This is a genomic window from Mycobacterium sp. E2497, from assembly GCF_001668695.1.
In the GTDB taxonomy this organism is placed as follows: Bacteria; Actinomycetota; Actinomycetes; order Mycobacteriales; family Mycobacteriaceae; genus Mycobacterium.
The window spans coordinates 39,625-54,464 of record NZ_LZKD01000122.1; the positions used below are offsets into that span (position 1 = coordinate 39,625).

The window sequence follows — 14,840 nt, forward strand, 5'->3', positions numbered from 1 at the left end:
GTGCTAAGCGAATGTATCACTCGGTTGGGGGCGATGGGGAGACTCAGCTCATAATCGGCGCGCTCAGTCGATGATGTCGCGGACCTTGGTCTTCTCGTAGCCCTTCAACATCGCGGCACCCGCCGCCTGCATGTGCCGGCGCCAATGCGCCTCTGCTGCATCGCCCTTGCGCGCTTCCACCAGGTCTGCGAGACGCGTGTAGGACTTGAGCAGCTTTCCGTACTCCGCCGCCGGCACGGTGTTGGTGGGGCTTGCACCCGATATCGCTGTGGCCGTGTGGCGTTCACCGATCTCGTGAAGCATGCCGGCAATGATTCCCAGGGTCGCGTTCCCCGAAAGCTCGACCATGCGCCGATGCAGCTGCGCCGAGGCCTGGGCCAAGGTTCCCGTCTCCCACGCGCGGGGCACGTCGTCTATCAGTCGTCGGAGTTCTTGATGGGCCTTCGTGGTGCCGTCGTCGGCGAGCAACTTGGCGGCCGGTGGCTCGATGGCGGTGCGCGCCGTCATGACGTCCGCGAGTGTCGCGCCCGATAACGCCAACAGCAGCCCCGCCGGTCTGGCGACGATCTCCGGTCCTGGTACCCGCACTCGGGCACCGGTGCGAGAACCACGGCGCACCTCGACGAGTCGCTCGGACTCCAAAACTCGCACTGCCTCCCGCAAAGTCGGCCTGCTGATCTGAAAATGTGCGATCAAGTCCGCTTCGCGCGGCAGGAAGTCGCCGTCTTTGAGCTGTCCGTCCACGACCATCCGCCGCAGGGTGCGTGCTACCAGTTCGGCCGTCTTGGGCGAGCGCACGGCGCCAGGTGCGGCCCCCGCTGAGATCATCGGTGCAAGGGACTCTGGCCGGGACAAGTGCACTCCTCGCTGCGTCAGTTGTTTGACTCAGTAAACCATGTAGTTGGCGTTTCCAGCGCCGATTCTGAGTTCAATCTCAATTGCACATCAGCCGTATGGCCGCGTCGTCGTACCTGGACCGTCTGTGGTTCCCGACCAGGAAACTCGGTGCGGCCAGGAAACTTGTGTCCGGCAGCCGTTTCCGACTCGACAACATGTTGCGCGCCTGGGCGGTGTCGCCGCACACCGCCACCGCCCAGAGCATGTCGTCGGTGACGTGGTTTGCCATCGCATGCGGCTGACCGCTGCGGAAGGCGGCCCGGATTGCGCTCACCTGATCTTCCCAGCCGTGCATCTCCACAAGTGAGTCGTAGGTCCGCACGGTCAAATAGAAAGCTATTTGCAGACGGGCGTCATTGATCGCCCGCTGCGGGTCAGTGTCATCGACCGCGGTGATGAGCCAGCCCCATTTTTTGAGGGTGTCTACCGTGCGTCCTGCGGTGTTGGCGCCCTTAGCCAGTTCGGGATCGACCGTCTCTTCCCACCAGCGGTCGGTAAACAGCCCGTGGCCCAAGACGCCGTCAGCGACCCGTCCCGCGGTGCGAATCATCACCCTGTTGAATGCGCCGATGACGATCGGCACGTCGAGAGGGCCAAGCACCGGCGCGCGAATATCGGCATTAATCGTGTAGAAGTCGCCGTGGTACTCGATCGACTCGCCGTTCTCAGCCCTCAGGAATTTTCCGATGACCTCGATCAGTTCGGCCATGCGGGGTGCCGGATGGTCCGCGGTGACACCAAACCAATCTCGATTCATCCGGGCGGTCCCCGCGCCCAGCCCCAGAAAAACACGGTCTCCCGCCCGCTTTGCCAAATGGCGGATGGACGCGGCGTGGATGAATGGCGACCGGGCGAATGCGTAGGCGATGCCGGGCCCGACCATCGCGGTCGACGTCGAGCGCGTCATTTCTGCGGCGGTTACGTAGGCGCTCAGGTCGGCGAACTCGCCGGCGCAGAAAGCGACTGCTCCAGCGGCCTCCGCTTTCGCCGCGGTCGCCTCGCCGGGCCATGGCAATCCCCATTGCATGCGTCGACTTCCCTCCAAGGCATCAGTGACCAAGTCGGCCGGGCAACTTAGGCATCGGCCGTGCGGTATTTGCCAAAGGCAACCCAGGCAAGCAAGAGTATCAGCAACGTAAGTAACCAAGTTAACTTGGTGTGTGAGTTCTTGGCCGAACCCCGGCCGGGTCGCCGATTCCACGCGACCGCGCCGCCCGGCGTCGAGTCGCCGCAGCTGCAATACAGAGGCCACGCGGAACGGCAGCGGATCCACGCTTCCGAGGACGGTCACTGTGCGCCGCGGCTAATCGCCGTCGAGATCAAGGGGTTGCGCCAAGCCCGCCGCTGGCCTCGCTACCCGGCGTCGGAAACCTGTGCATCGGTGTCGAAGCCGATCCCGCGCCGACCTAGGACTCCTTGGCGACTCCATAACCCTCGCCATCGTCGGCCAGGTAGGTGACGACATACCACCGCCGAGGCGGCTGCACGTTGTTGTCGTATTCCTCGGTCGCGGTTGCGCGCTCGAGCCGAACGTCCGTCAGCTGCGGATGGTGCACGCGGACATAGTCTTCGAGCTCGGCGAGCAGCGCATCGCCCGTCAGCGTCGTGTCCGCGAGTGCCTTCGCCTCGCGCTTGGCCCAACTCACGCGTTACATCTTGCCCCGGCCAATGCGGCCGGCGGCCGACCCGTGGGGTTAGGTTGCCATCCGACCGTCGAGCACGATGCCCAGCCGGACGGCGCCGCCCCTGCGGTGCACGCCCTCGATACGCACCTCGATGTCTGGCCGCCTCGGCTTGCTGGCGGTCGATGTGGCCGGGTTGTCGAAGGTGATCATCGGCGATCTCCTCTCTCGCTAGGCCCCCGCTCTATTCAGGGTGCGACACGTATACCGACTATTGGGGGTGCGACACGATCACGATTAGGGCAAGACGGTGTGCATCAGCATTACGTCGTACGCCGACCACAGCGACAGGTTGAAATACAGGTCGCGCCCCGACGACCACGGGTGGATCATCGGCGCGTAGATGCCACCGGGCATGGAGAACGACGACACCAGCGGTTGCTCCGGGCTCCACGGCCCCTGCGGGGTCGGGGCGGTGCGTGCCACCACGTCGTTGCTGCCGCCGTTGGTGTAAAGCACCAGATACTGCTTGAGGTAGTTGTTGTACTGGGCCGACATCTCGCCCACCGGCCCCGGGAAGATCGGTGTGGCCGCACCCGGATTGTTCGGGACCCAGCGGCCGCCCTCGTCGCCGTTCCAGTACTGGTACTTGGTGAGGTCGGGCAGCTGACCCGGGGGCACGCGCGACAGGAAGGCCGCGCCACCGCGTCCCGATGGGGTCCCGAACTGGTAGAGGTAACCGTCGTTGCCCTTCATGAACGCACCCATCTGGAAGTTCTCGTTGCCGGGAGTGAACCCGGCTCCCGGGATGGCGTCCGCTGAGGCGGTGCGGATCGAGGTGGGAAAGATCCCCCAGTTCTGGCCGTTGTCGTTGGACCGCGCGATCGCCGAGTAGTTCGTCGACCATTCGCCGTCGCGGCCCCACTGCCGGATGGACATGTAGCTCATGTACTGCGTCCGGCCGATCGCGATGCCGGCGGTGGGAATGATCCCGGTCTCGTGGGCAGCCTTGTGGATGGTGTTGACGACCTGCTTGGACAGGCTCGGCGCCCACACCGGTGAACCCGAGTACCGGTCGTTGGGGACGCCTTCGGCGATGTGGATGCCGTGCGACAGATCATGGTCCGAGCTGCGGAAGAGTGTGTTGTAGCGCCACTGCTGGCCCTTGACCTTGCAGTAGCCGAAGGTGTCACCGAAGGCCATCAGCACCTGGCGGTTCGCCGGATCCCCGTTGTCCCAGGCGATTCCGAGGTCGGTACCGGAGATGCTGAACCGCTGCAGAGTCTTGTTCGGGCCGTCGGGCCCGGTCACCCAGTCGACCAGCGACGTCGGCGCCCCCGCGATCGAGGGGGGCGGCGCCGGCGCGGGTTGCGGCGGCGGGACCGGGGCCGCGTTCGGCTGCAACTGACCGGCGTTCGGCGGCTGTGCGCGGCCGGGGGCCGGCGGATTGGGACCGGGCGGTAACACCTCCGCCTGCGGCCTCATCGGGGCGACCTGCCGAGGGATCGCCGGCTTGAGGAACGACGAGATCAGCGGGCCCAGTTTGGGCAGCGGCGCCTGGTCGTTGGCGTGGCTGGGTCTGCGCCCGGTGGGTGGCTGGACGACCGGCTGGGGTGCGGGCATCGCCGGCGGCGCGGCGGGTGGGTCGACGTTCGCTTCCGGCGCGCCGCATGGGGTGGCATTGGCCGACGGTGCGGGACCGACCACGTAGACGAGTCCGACAGCGGCCGCCGACGCCATCGATAGCGACACACTTCGAAGAATCGCCGACATGTAACACCTTTCGAGCGGCGGGACACCGCATTGACGTCCGCAGTTGGCTCATGTGACGATAGTGATCAGCGCGGCAGTTGTGACTAGTGATGCGACGAAAGGTACGCATCCGTGACCGTGTCGCAACGCGGCCGGTCCCCCGTCAGCACCCGCCCGATCGCAGTGACCGCGCAGGCGCGTGCCTGACCGCCACGGAGCATCTCGCCGAACACCGTGCGATGGGCCCCTGGGGCCAGGTACGCTCCCATCCGCCAGCACACCCGTCATCGCCGTCGGCTAGCGCTGCGGCCAACCCCGGCAAACACGGCCCGGCTGCCCGGGTGCGCGGCCCGCCAAGGAGGGCGACCGATGACTGTGCGTAATGATCTGCGCGGCAAGCTGATCCAAAGCCCAGCTTATCTTCGCCGCGTGGTCGCCGCGTCCATGGCGGGCACGGTGGTGGAATGGTACGAATTCTTTCTCTACGGCACCGCCGCCACCCTGGTCTTCAGCAAAGTGTTCTTCCCCCGGGGCGGCAACGAGCTCGACGCGATCCTGGCCGCCTTCGTGACCTATGCGGTGGGCTTCGCCGCCCGCCCCCTCGGCGGCATCGTCTTCGGCCAGTTCGGCGACCGGTACGGCCGAAAAAAACTGCTGCAGCTCAGCCTGCTGCTGGTCGGCGTCTCCACGTTCGCGATGGGCTGCCTGCCCACCTTCGCCCAGATCGGCTACTGGGCCCCGGCGTTGCTGGTGGTGCTGCGCTTCCTGCAGGGCTTCGCCGTCGGCGGCGAGTGGGGCGGGGCGATCCTGCTGGTCGCCGAGCACAGCCCGAAGTCCCACCGCGGGTTCTGGGCCAGCTGGCCGCAGGCCGGCGTCCCCGGCGGGAACATGCTCGCCACCGTGGTGCTGCTGGTGCTCACCTCGACGCTCTCGGATGCGGCGTTCCTGGGCTGGGGCTGGCGCGTGGGGTTCTGGCTGTCCGCGGTCGTGGTCCTGATCGGTTACTACATCCGCACCAAGGTGACCGACGCGCCGATCTTCTACGAAGCGCAGCGTCAGGACGACCGCATCAACGCCAGCCGGCTCGGTGTCGTCGAGGTGCTAAAGCGCTATCCGCGTGGCGTTTTCACCGCCATGGGCATGCGCCTCGGCGAGAACACCATGTACTACCTCGTCGTCACCTTCTCCATCACCTATCTGAAGGTCCACGTGCACGCCGACACCAAGACGATCCTGTGGTGGCTGCTGGCCGCGCACGCCGTCCACTTCGCCGTCATCCCGCTGGCCGGCAGCCTCAGCGATCGATTGGGCAGGCGGCCAATCTATTTCATCGGCGCGCTCTGCGCGTGCACCTGGGGCTTCTTCGCGTTCCCGATGATGAACAGCGGACGCAACGCCGTCATCATGTCGGCGATCGTCATCGGTCTGGTCTTTCACGGCCTGATGTACGCGGTCCAGCCGGCGGCCATGGCCGAGATGTTCCCCACCCGCATGCGGTATTCGGGGGTGTCCCTCGGTTACCAGGTCACCTCGATCTTGGCCGGTTCGCTGGCGCCGATCATCGCGGTTCGCCTGCTCGAGACCTACCGGTCCGCGGTGCCCATCGCGTGGTACCTGGCCGCAACCGCCGCGGTGAGCGCCCTGGCCGTCCTCGCCGCCGCCGAGACCAAGGGCATCGACTTGGCCGCCCTCGACTCCGCCGACGCCCGCAGACAACGGACCGATGCGGCGCTCCGATCGGACGGCAGCGAGCTCGTCGAGGGCGCCATCTGAACCCGTGTGCGACGCCGTCACGCGTAACCCGCATGTTTGTCCGCCGCGGTACGGGGCAATGTTCCATGAGAGGCGCACGCGTCGGCCGGCCTTCGCGTTCGCCTAGGTCCCGTCGGTTCAGCCCGAGAGCCGACGGGGCCGCCCTCATTTTGCGGGCCCTCCTTAACCATGACCCGCTCGCGGATACGACCCAACGACGAGGCCGTCCAGGAGTAGCCTGCGGCGTATGGATGGCTCAGCCGGCGTCTGGATCCTGGGCGGCTGCCAAACCGATTTCGCCCGCAACCTCACCAGAGAGGGCCGCGACTTCGCCGCCCTGACCGCCGAGATCGTCGAGGCCACGCTGGCCTCGGCCAAGATCAACGCCGCCGACATCGAAGTGGTCCACGTGGCGAACGCCTTCGGTGAGATGTTCGCCCGCCAGGGTCACCTCGGGGCGATGCCCGCGACGGTCTGCCCCGATCTCTGGGACACCCCGGCCTCCCGGCACGAGGCCGCGTGCGCGTCGGGCAGCGTCGCCGCCCTGTCCGCGATGGCCGATCTGCGGTCCGGTGCCTATGACACCGCGCTGGTGGTGGGCATCGAGCTCGAGAAGACCGTGCCCGGTGACACCGCGGCGCAACACCTGGGAGCGGCAGCGTGGACGGGTCACGAGGGGGCCGACGCGCGGTACGTGTGGCCGTCGATGTTCGCCGCGGTCGCCGACGAATACGACCGACGCTACGGCTTGGACGACGCACATCTGCGCGCCATTGCGCAGCTGAACTTCGCGAACGCCCGGCGTAACCCCAACGCCCAGACCCGGGCATGGACGGTCCCGGACCCCATCACGGACGACGACACCACCAACCCCGTCACCGAGGGCCGGTTGCGGCGCTTTGACTGCAGCCAAATGACCGACGGTGCCGCAGGATTGGTGTTGGTCGGGGATGCCTATCTGCGCGATCACCCGGATGCGCGCCCGATCGGCCGCATCGAGGGTTGGGGGCACCGGACGGTGGGACTGGGCCTGCGGCAGAAGCTGGACCGAGCCGCGGGGAACCCCTACATCCTTCCGCACGTGCGGGCCGCGGTGCACGATGCGTTGCGGCGCGCCCGGCTGACGCTCGACCACGTCGACGGCTACGAGGTGCACGACTGTTTCACGCCCAGCGAGTACCTGGCCATCGACCACATCGGGTTGACCGGCCCCGGTGAGTCCTGGAAGGCCATCGAAAACGGCGAGATCGAGCTCGGCGGCCGGCTCCCCATCAATCCCAGCGGCGGCCTCATCGGCGGCGGCCACCCGGTCGGGGCCTCCGGCGTGCGCATGCTGCTCGACGCGGCCAAACAGGTCAGTGGCGCGGCCGGCGAGTATCAGGTCGACGGGGCGAGGACGTTCGGCACCCTCAATTTCGGCGGCAGCACCGCCACCACCGTGAGTTTCGTTGTCGCCACGGCGGAAGGCGCGCGACATGGACGTTGAGCTCGTCGGCAAGTTCTTGTCCACACTGCCCGAAGACGACGACCACCCCTACCGCACCGGGCCGTGGCGTCCCCAGACCACCGAGTGGAACGCCGACGACCTCACCGCCGTGGAAGGGCAGATCCCGCACGACCTGGATGGCATCTACCTGCGGAACACCGAAAATCCGCTGCACCCCGCCCTGAAGACGTATCACCCCTTCGACGGCGACGGCATGCTGCACATCGTCGGATTCCGCGATGGAAAAGCCTTCTATCGCAACCGCTTTGTGCGCACCGACGGCTTCCTGGCGGAGAACGAGGCCGGTGAGCCACTCTGGCCGGGGCTGGCCGAGCCCGTGCAGTTGGCCAAGCGCAAGGACGGCTGGGGCGCTCGCACCCTGATGAAGGACGCGTCGAGCACCGACGTCATCGTGCACCGGGGCGTCGCGCTGACCAGCTTCTACCAGTGCGGCGACCTCTACCGCGTCAATCCGTGGTCGGGTGAAACCCTGGGCAAGGAGACCTGGAACGGGCGCTTCCCCACCGAGTGGGGTGTGTCCGCGCACCCGAAGGTGGACAGCAGAACCGGTGAACTGCTGTTCTTCAATTACAGCAAGCGCGACCCGTACATGCGCTACGGCGTGGTCGACGAGAACGGCGAGCTCGTCCACTACGTCGACATCCCCCTGCCCGGGCCGCGGCTGCCGCACGACATGGCATTCACCGAAAACTACGTGATTCTCAACGACTTTCCGTTGTTCTGGGACCCCGTCCTGCTCGAGCAGGACGTGCACCTGCCGGGCTTTCATCCCGACCTGCCGTCGCGTTTCGCGGTCCTGCCCCGCCGCGGCGGAACCGGGGACATCCGATGGTTCGAGGCGGACCCCACGTTCGTGTTGCACTTCGTCAACGCCTACGAGGACGGTGACGAGATCGTGCTCGACGGCTTCTTCGAGGGCGACCCTTCGCCGATTGACAACGGTGGCACCAAGTGGGACAAGCTGTTCCGGTTCCTGGCGCTGGATCGGCTGCAATCCCGGCTGCACCGGTGGCGTTTCAACCTGGCCACCGGCGCCGTGCGCGAGGAGCGGCTGTCGGAGTCGGTCACCGAGTTCGGGACCATCAACCCCGACTACGCCGCAAGCGACTACCGCTACGCCTATGCCGCCACGGGCAAACCGGGCTGGTTCCTTTTCGACGGGCTGGTCAAACACGATCTGCGCACCGGTAGCCAACAGGAATTCTCCTTCGGCGACGGCGTCTACGGCAGCGAGACGGCGATGGCGCCGCGGCGCGGTGCCACCGGCGAGGACGACGGCTACCTGATCACCTTGACCACCGACATGAATACCGACGCCTCGTATTGCGTGGTTCTCGACGCCGCGCGCGTGGCCGACGGCCCGGTATGCAGAATTCAACTGCCGGAGCGCATTTCCAGCGGCACCCATGCGACGTGGGCGCCCGGCGAGCAGCTCCGGCGCTGGGACACCGCGGAGTCGGCGGCGACCGCGGTCGGGCTGTGATGGACGTCCACAAGCCCCGCCGGACCACGCACTGGCCGATGCAGCTGGCGTCGATCGGCGGCATTCGCTTCGCGCGCCGGTCGTCGAACTTCCAAGAGGCGGTGCGGTTTTACCGCGAGCTGGTGGGGTTGCCGCTCTACGAGACGTTCGGCGACAGCTACGGCAGCAACGGCGCGATCTTCGGCCTGCCCAGCTGGAACCTGACCCTGGAGATCGTGGAATCTGTCGAGCCCGTCGCGGTGGACCCCCACGAACAGCTGTGCCTGTACTTCCCCGACCGGCAGGCGCAGCAGGCGGCGATCGTCCGCCTGCAAGCGGCGGGCATCGAACCGGTCGAACAGCATCCGTACTGGGAGGCGACGGGCGCGATCACCTACCGCGACCCCGACGGCCGCGAAATCGTGTTCGCCCCGTTCGTGTTCGGCGTCAACGAGCCCGCCGACAGCTCCGCGTCGGGGACACACGAGTTCCCGTCGCCGTAGAGACCTCAGCGACCGGACCGACCGGAAGCCAGCGCCGCGACGACGGCGGCGATCGAACACACCACCGCACAGACCGCCGCGATCGCGGCGACGTAGAGGCCGTATTGGGCCGACACCGGCGGATTGACGTTGAGCTTGTAGTACCACGCCGTCAGGGCGACGATGAGCAAGGAAATCACCAGCGCCGCAACCGAAGCGAGCCGCACCGCCAGGCCGCGACCCACCATCGCCCCGGTCACCAGCAGCGCCGAGGACAACAGCACGATGAGCTGGCCGGCGCCGAACCCCCGCGGAAGTTCCAAGTTGCCGTGAGCGCCCCCGATGCCGCTGGCCCAGCCCCCGCCGTTGACCGCCGTAGTCAGCCAGGGCAGCCACGCGCTGGCCGAGATCACCAGCGCGAAAAGCGCCACCAGCCAACCAGGGCGCAGCCGGCGAGTCATGTCAGCGAGATTAGCCGACCGGGGACCGGCCCCGTGGGCGTCACGCTAGCGTGGCGCTGCTCGGTCAGCGGTGGCCGCCGCCGGAACCGTTCATGCCGGGGTCGGGCCGAGTGAACACCGTGACGAAGTTCTGCAGCGACGTGTCGATGTCGCCCCGCAGCGCGGCGGCGACGATCATGCCGATCGGCCCGAACAGTGCCGGGCCACCGAGGTGGACGTCGAAGCTGACGACGGAGCCCTCCTCGGCGGGCTGAACTTTGGCCATGAGTTTGACCTTGACGCCACCGACGCCGTCGCCGTTGAGCGTCATGCCCTCCGGTGGCTTGTACCGAACGACCGTCCACCTGATCCGGTTGTACATGCCCTTGACTTCGACGATCGACTCCACGACCGTGCCCTTGTCGATGTCGTCGGGCAGTGTGCTGCGCCACACCCGGTGAATGGTGAGCCAGTCCTTATACCGGGACAGATCCGAGGCATGCTTCCAGGCCACCTCGGGTGGCAGCGGGACGTCGATGGATCCGGAGAGTTTCGCCATGAGCTCAGTTCTGGTTGTCGCCTTTTGCCGCTTGTTCGGCCGCCTTCTTGGCCTCTTCTTGCACTTTGTGGATGGTGTCGGAGTACTTGCCCTGCGTCTTGTCGTCGACGAATTCGCCGGCCTTGTCGATCGCCGTCTCGACCTTGTCGGCGTTCTGCGACAACAGCTCTTTGGCCTTGTCCAGGAATCCCATGTGCCCGTCCTTTCCCCGCCGAAATCCTACTTGCCCGGTGGAACCGCACACGCGGGCGATCGGGCGGTCAGCGCCACAACCGCGGGTGCACGCCCAGGATCCGGGCCCGCATCCACCACATCGCCTCGACGGCGGCGGCGCCCAGCACGCCGATCCCCGCGGCTGTCGACGTCACCACGACATTGGAGGGATCGAGCAGGAACGCCTTGCGGGCCAGCGGGAGGCTGAAGATCACCACGTAGGCCAGGCCGGAGCCGATGACCAGCGCGACCCGCCACCACTGGTAGGGCCGCGCCACCACCGCGAGCACCCACAGCGCCGTCATCAGCAGCGTGATCAGGGCCGCGGTCGACGCCTGCTCCTGTTCCTGAAACGTCGCGTGCCGGCCGTGATAGGCCACCAGGTAGGAGGCGAACGTCGCGGCGCCGACGATCAGCCCGGACGGCAACGCCGAAGTGAGCACCCGCCGCACGAACCCGGGATTGGCGCGTTCGTTGTTGGGGGCCAGCGACAGGATGAACGCCGGGATTCCGATGGTGAACCACGCGGCGATGGTGACGTGGATGGGCTGGAACGGGTACAGCAGGGGGTCGGCCTTGAGCGGCCCGGCGAACAGGCATTCGATGCCCACCAGCAGCGCCAGCAGGACCGAGTAGACGGTCTTGGTCAAGAACAGGTTGGCCACCCGCTCGATATTGCCGATCACCCGCCGGCCCTCGCCGACGACATACGGCAGGGTGGCAAACCGGTTGTCCAGCAACACGATCTGCGCGACGGCGCGCGATGCCGGGCTGCCGGCTCCCATCGCGACGCCGATGTCGGCATCCTTGAGGGCCAGCACGTCGTTGACGCCGTCGCCGGTCATCGCGACGGTGTGCCCGTGCGATTGCAGGGCGTGCACCATCGCCCGCTTCTGGTCGGGCCGCACGCGCCCGAAGGTGGTGTGCGTGTCCAGCGCGTCGGCCAGTTGCGCGGGCCCGGACGGTAGCCGGCGCGCGTCCATGGTTTCACCGCGCAGCCCGAGCTGGTCGGCGACGGCCGCGACGGACACCGCGTTGTCGCCGGAGATCACCTTGACGGAAACCCCTTGTTCGGCAAAGTAATCCAGCGTTTCCGCGGCGTCAGGACGCACCCTTTGCTCGAGGACCACCAGCGCGACGGGGGTGACGCGGCCCGGGGCGTCCGGGTGGTTGACGGCCACGTCGCCGGTGCCCACGAGCAGCACCCGCAGACCTTGCGCGCCGATCCGCTCGGCGCGTTCGGCCGCGGCCGACGCCGGGTCGAGCAGCATATCCGGCGCCCCGATCACCCAGTTGCCGTGGCCGGAGTAGGACACCCCGCTCCACTTGGTGGACGACTTGAACGGCGCGGTCGCCGTGGCGATCCAATCCGGCGGCCGGCGATAGGTCTCGGCGATCGCCTGCATGCTGGCGTTGGGGCGCGGGTCGGCGGCGGCCAGTGCCGCCAGCGCGTCGTCGACGCTGTGCCGCCGTGCCGCTTCGAGTTCCTCGACGCCCGCGACGCGCATGCCGTTCTCGGTGAGCGTGCCCGTCTTGTCCGCGCAGACCACGTCGACCCGCGCGAGTCCCTCGATGGCGGGCAGCTCCTGCACCAGGCACCGGCGCTGGCCGAGCCGGATAACCCCGACGGCGAAGGCGACCGACGTCAACAGCACCAGGCCCTCGGGCACCATCGGCACCAGCGCACCCACCGCCCGCAGCACGGACTGCCGCCAGCCCACGTGGGTGGTGAACAACTGGGTGTAGATCGTCAGCAGTCCGGCCGGCACCAGCAGGTAGGTGATGAACTGCAGGATCCGGTTGATGCCGTTGCGCAGTTCGGATTTGACCAGCGTGAACTTGCTGGCCTCCTCGGCGAGCCTGGCGGCATAGGCCTCCGGTCCCACCTTCGTGGCACGGTAGGCGCCCGTGCCGGCGACGACGAAGCTGCCCGACATCACCGCGTCGCCGACGGCCTTGGTGATGGGGTCGGCCTCGCCGGTCAGCAACGACTCGTCGACCTCCAGGTTGGCCTCTTCGAGGACCTGACCGTCGACGACCACCTGGTCGCCCGGTCCGAGTTCGATGATGTCGTCGAGCACCACCTCGGCGGGCAGCAAGGTGCGGGTCCCGGATTGCCTGCGCACCAGAGGCTTTGCCTGTCCGACGATGGCGAGGGTGTCCAGCGTCTTTTTGGCCCGGATCTCCTGGACCATGCCGACGACGCTGTTGGCTACGATCAGCAGGCCGAACATGCCGTTGATCAGCGAGCCGGTCGCCACCACGATCAGCAGCAACACCCCCAGGATCGCGTTGATCCGGGTGAAGACGTTGGCCCGCACGATGTCCGGGATGCTGCGGGTGGCACGCTCCCGGACGGCGTTGCTCTTGCCTTCAGTGACCCGCTGCGCGACCTCGGCATCGGTCAGGCCCGCGATCATCGGGTGAACGTTCCCAGCTTGTCGGAGTCGTAGTACTCAAGGTTCAGTGTCGGCCCCGCGAATGTTGCCTTGGAAACCGTTCCCGGCGGCGCGTTTTCGTCGGTCAGGGCAAAGGTGAAGGTGTCGCCGTCCCAGTGCGTCAGGGCGACCGTCCGGTTCTTCGGACCCATCGCCAGCTGCAGCGCGCCGTCGTGTTCGGTCACCACGGCGGGTCCCCAGTAATCGTTCCCATAGACCCCGGCGTAGTCGACGAGCGGCCTGGGCGGGGCGGGCCGGGCCGGCGGCTGCTTGCCGACCAGCGAGCCCTCGGGATTGTTGAGCCAGCCGATCGCCTTCTGGTACAGAGCCGCCCAATCCTCGCGGATCTGGCCGTACACGACGAGATCCATGAATTCGGCGGTCAGCGTTTCCGGGATGCCGTAGGGCGCGCCGTTCGTCAGCGCGATGATGCCCAGGTTCTCCGCGGGCATGACCACGAAGTTCGTCGCGGCGCCCAGGTCGAAGGCGCCGGAGTGGCTGTATTGGGTGCGCCCCGAAGAATCGACCGACGCGTTGAAGCCGTATCCGTAGAACCCGGAGCGCGCGTTGGGCGCTTTCGCGGGCGCCGAAACGATCTGCGGGCTGGTGGCGGCCAGCAGGGCTTCCGGTGAGGTGATCCGCCGGCCGTCGTATGTTCCGTTGCCCAGCAACATCATCAGCCAGCGGGCCATGTCGTTGACCGAGGAGCTCACCCCGCCGGCAGGCGACTGCGGGTCCGGGTCCCGCTGAAACCGGGCCTCCCACCTGCCCGCGATCTTGATGTGGTTGACCGCGTGGTTGGGCCGTGCGATGAAATCGGCGAAGCGCGAACTGGTCGACGCCATGCCCAGGGGGCGGTAGAGCGCCTCGTCAGACAGGTCCTCCCACGACTTGCCCGCCGCGGCGGCCACCGCCTCGGCGGCGGCGGTCACGCCATAGTTGGTGTAGGCGTAGCTGATCCGAAAGGGGGCGAGCGGCAGGTACTTCAGCCGTTCGAGGGTCTGCCGACGGTCGTAGCCCAGGTCTTCAAGCTTGTCACCGGCGTGGTCGGGCAGCCCGGAACGATGCGAATACAGGTCTCCGAGGGTCACGTGGCTGGTGACGTACGGATCGCTCAGCGTCAGCCACGGCAACTTGGCCGCCACCGGGGTGTCCCATGCGACGGCGCCGTCGCTCACTTCATGCGCGACCACCGTCGAGCCGACCGATTTGGACACCGACGCCAGCTGGAAGACCGTGTCGGCGTCCACCTTGTTGTCCTGTCCCTGCCCTCTGCTCGCGTCCTTGATGCCGAAACCCTTGGCGTACAGCACCTTTCCACCGTGGACGACGGCCACCGCCATTCCCGGGACGCCGGTGCTCTTCATCAGGTCACCGACCAGGCCGTCGAGCTTTGCCACCGCCTGATCGATGCGCCCCGCCGGGATCGCCACACCGGACACCTCGTTGGGCGGTGCGTCAGAGAGCGCGGACGGGCTGGATACCGGTTGCGCGGGCCCACATCCGGTCATGCCGAGCAGCACGGTGACAGCGGCGGCGGCCGCGCGTTTCGTCATGGCGGAACCCTAGCGCGGCGACGATGCGCGCCGCGTGCGGCGCGAGAAGGAGCCGCGCAATTCAACTCAGCGCGGCGACGATGCGCGCCGCGTGCGGCGCGAGAAGGAGCCGCGCAATTCAACTCAGCGCGGCGAGGTTGCCTGCACCCCGAATCAGAGC

General features: G+C 67.3%; 14 protein-coding genes. 4 read left to right on the forward strand and 10 right to left on the reverse strand.

Annotated features, from left to right (window positions below; all coding sequences use genetic code 11):
• Positions 1-63: 63 nt before the first annotated feature.
• The 5 genes from A5713_RS09585 to A5713_RS09600 all read right to left on the reverse strand — a co-directional run bounded on the left by A5713_RS09585 (position 64) and on the right by A5713_RS09600 (position 4,292).
• Positions 64-855 carry a FadR/GntR family transcriptional regulator gene (locus A5713_RS09585; protein ID WP_068094996.1) on the reverse strand — a complete coding sequence of 264 codons (792 nt, stop codon included), beginning with the start codon at positions 853-855 and terminating at the stop codon, positions 64-66.
• A 79-nt stretch (positions 856-934) separates the two neighbouring features.
• Positions 935-1,924, reverse strand: a complete 990-nt coding sequence (locus A5713_RS09590) for an LLM class flavin-dependent oxidoreductase (protein ID WP_068094948.1) — start codon at positions 1,922-1,924, stop codon at positions 935-937.
• Between the two features lie 379 nt (positions 1,925-2,303).
• The gene (locus A5713_RS09595) at positions 2,304-2,543 is read right to left on the reverse strand and encodes a hypothetical protein (protein WP_068094951.1); all 240 of its coding nucleotides are present in this window, start codon (positions 2,541-2,543) and stop codon (positions 2,304-2,306) included.
• Positions 2,544-2,591: 48 nt separating this feature from the next.
• Entirely contained in the window at positions 2,592-2,732 is a 141-nt protein-coding gene (locus A5713_RS28245) for a hypothetical protein (protein ID WP_156751819.1), read from the reverse strand.
• A gap of 84 nt (positions 2,733-2,816) precedes the next feature.
• The gene (locus A5713_RS09600) at positions 2,817-4,292 is read right to left on the reverse strand and encodes a DUF4185 domain-containing protein (RefSeq protein ID WP_068094953.1); all 1,476 of its coding nucleotides are present in this window, start codon (positions 4,290-4,292) and stop codon (positions 2,817-2,819) included.
• Positions 4,293-4,640: 348 nt separating this feature from the next.
• Here A5713_RS09600 and A5713_RS09605 point away from each other — a divergent pair, with 348 nt between their 5' ends.
• The 4 genes from A5713_RS09605 to A5713_RS09620 all read left to right on the forward strand — a co-directional run bounded on the left by A5713_RS09605 (position 4,641) and on the right by A5713_RS09620 (position 9,495).
• Positions 4,641-6,044 (forward strand): MFS transporter, encoded by a 1,404-nt coding sequence (locus A5713_RS09605; protein ID WP_068094956.1) that lies wholly within the window; start codon positions 4,641-4,643, stop codon positions 6,042-6,044.
• A 226-nt stretch (positions 6,045-6,270) separates the two neighbouring features.
• Positions 6,271-7,509: an acetyl-CoA acetyltransferase gene (locus A5713_RS09610; protein WP_068094959.1), complete on the forward strand. Its 1,239-nt coding sequence runs from the start codon at positions 6,271-6,273 to the stop codon at positions 7,507-7,509.
• Complete coding sequence (locus tag A5713_RS09615) at positions 7,499-9,013, forward strand: carotenoid oxygenase family protein (RefSeq protein ID WP_068094962.1); 1,515 nt, start codon at positions 7,499-7,501, stop codon at positions 9,011-9,013. The genes A5713_RS09610 and A5713_RS09615 overlap by 11 nt, the downstream gene beginning before the upstream one ends.
• Entirely contained in the window at positions 9,013-9,495 is a 483-nt protein-coding gene (locus A5713_RS09620; RefSeq protein WP_067926053.1) for a VOC family protein, read from the forward strand. Before A5713_RS09615 ends, A5713_RS09620 begins: the two co-directional genes overlap by 1 nt.
• Positions 9,496-9,500: 5 nt before the next feature.
• On the opposite strand, the gene A5713_RS09625 is transcribed toward A5713_RS09620, so the two are convergent.
• From A5713_RS09625 to A5713_RS09645, 5 genes are all read right to left on the reverse strand, one after another.
• Positions 9,501-9,935: a hypothetical protein gene (locus A5713_RS09625; RefSeq protein WP_068094963.1), complete on the reverse strand. Its 435-nt coding sequence runs from the start codon at positions 9,933-9,935 to the stop codon at positions 9,501-9,503.
• 64 nt (positions 9,936-9,999) lie between these two features.
• Positions 10,000-10,473, reverse strand: coding sequence for an SRPBCC family protein (locus tag A5713_RS09630; protein WP_067926058.1), 474 nt, complete (start codon positions 10,471-10,473; stop codon positions 10,000-10,002).
• A gap of 4 nt (positions 10,474-10,477) precedes the next feature.
• Positions 10,478-10,666: an antitoxin gene (locus A5713_RS09635; RefSeq protein WP_067926061.1), complete on the reverse strand. Its 189-nt coding sequence runs from the start codon at positions 10,664-10,666 to the stop codon at positions 10,478-10,480.
• Positions 10,667-10,733: 67 nt separating this feature from the next.
• Positions 10,734-13,106 (reverse strand): cation-translocating P-type ATPase, encoded by a 2,373-nt coding sequence (locus tag A5713_RS09640; RefSeq protein ID WP_068094966.1) that lies wholly within the window; start codon positions 13,104-13,106, stop codon positions 10,734-10,736.
• Complete coding sequence (locus A5713_RS09645; RefSeq protein WP_068094970.1) at positions 13,103-14,680, reverse strand: serine hydrolase; 1,578 nt, start codon at positions 14,678-14,680, stop codon at positions 13,103-13,105. Before A5713_RS09645 ends, A5713_RS09640 begins: the two co-directional genes overlap by 4 nt.
• Positions 14,681-14,840 lie beyond the last annotated feature (160 nt).

Coding starts and splice junctions, on each gene's coding strand:
- A5713_RS09590 (WP_068094948.1), bottom strand. CDS start 1,924: ATGCAATGGGGATTGCCATGGCCCGGCGAGGCGACCGCGGCGAAAGCG.
- A5713_RS28245 (WP_156751819.1), bottom strand. CDS start 2,732: ATGATCACCTTCGACAACCCGGCCACATCGACCGCCAGCAAGCCGAGG.
- A5713_RS09600 (WP_068094953.1), bottom strand. CDS start 4,292: ATGTCGGCGATTCTTCGAAGTGTGTCGCTATCGATGGCGTCGGCGGCC.
- A5713_RS09605 (WP_068094956.1), top strand. CDS start 4,641: ATGACTGTGCGTAATGATCTGCGCGGCAAGCTGATCCAAAGCCCAGCT.
- A5713_RS09610 (WP_068094959.1), top strand. CDS start 6,271: ATGGATGGCTCAGCCGGCGTCTGGATCCTGGGCGGCTGCCAAACCGAT.
- A5713_RS09615 (WP_068094962.1), top strand. CDS start 7,499: ATGGACGTTGAGCTCGTCGGCAAGTTCTTGTCCACACTGCCCGAAGAC.
- A5713_RS09620 (WP_067926053.1), top strand. CDS start 9,013: ATGGACGTCCACAAGCCCCGCCGGACCACGCACTGGCCGATGCAGCTG.
- A5713_RS09625 (WP_068094963.1), bottom strand. CDS start 9,935: ATGACTCGCCGGCTGCGCCCTGGTTGGCTGGTGGCGCTTTTCGCGCTG.
- A5713_RS09630 (WP_067926058.1), bottom strand. CDS start 10,473: ATGGCGAAACTCTCCGGATCCATCGACGTCCCGCTGCCACCCGAGGTG.
- A5713_RS09635 (WP_067926061.1), bottom strand. CDS start 10,666: ATGGGATTCCTGGACAAGGCCAAAGAGCTGTTGTCGCAGAACGCCGAC.
- A5713_RS09640 (WP_068094966.1), bottom strand. CDS start 13,106: ATGATCGCGGGCCTGACCGATGCCGAGGTCGCGCAGCGGGTCACTGAA.
- A5713_RS09645 (WP_068094970.1), bottom strand. CDS start 14,680: ATGACGAAACGCGCGGCCGCCGCCGCTGTCACCGTGCTGCTCGGCATG.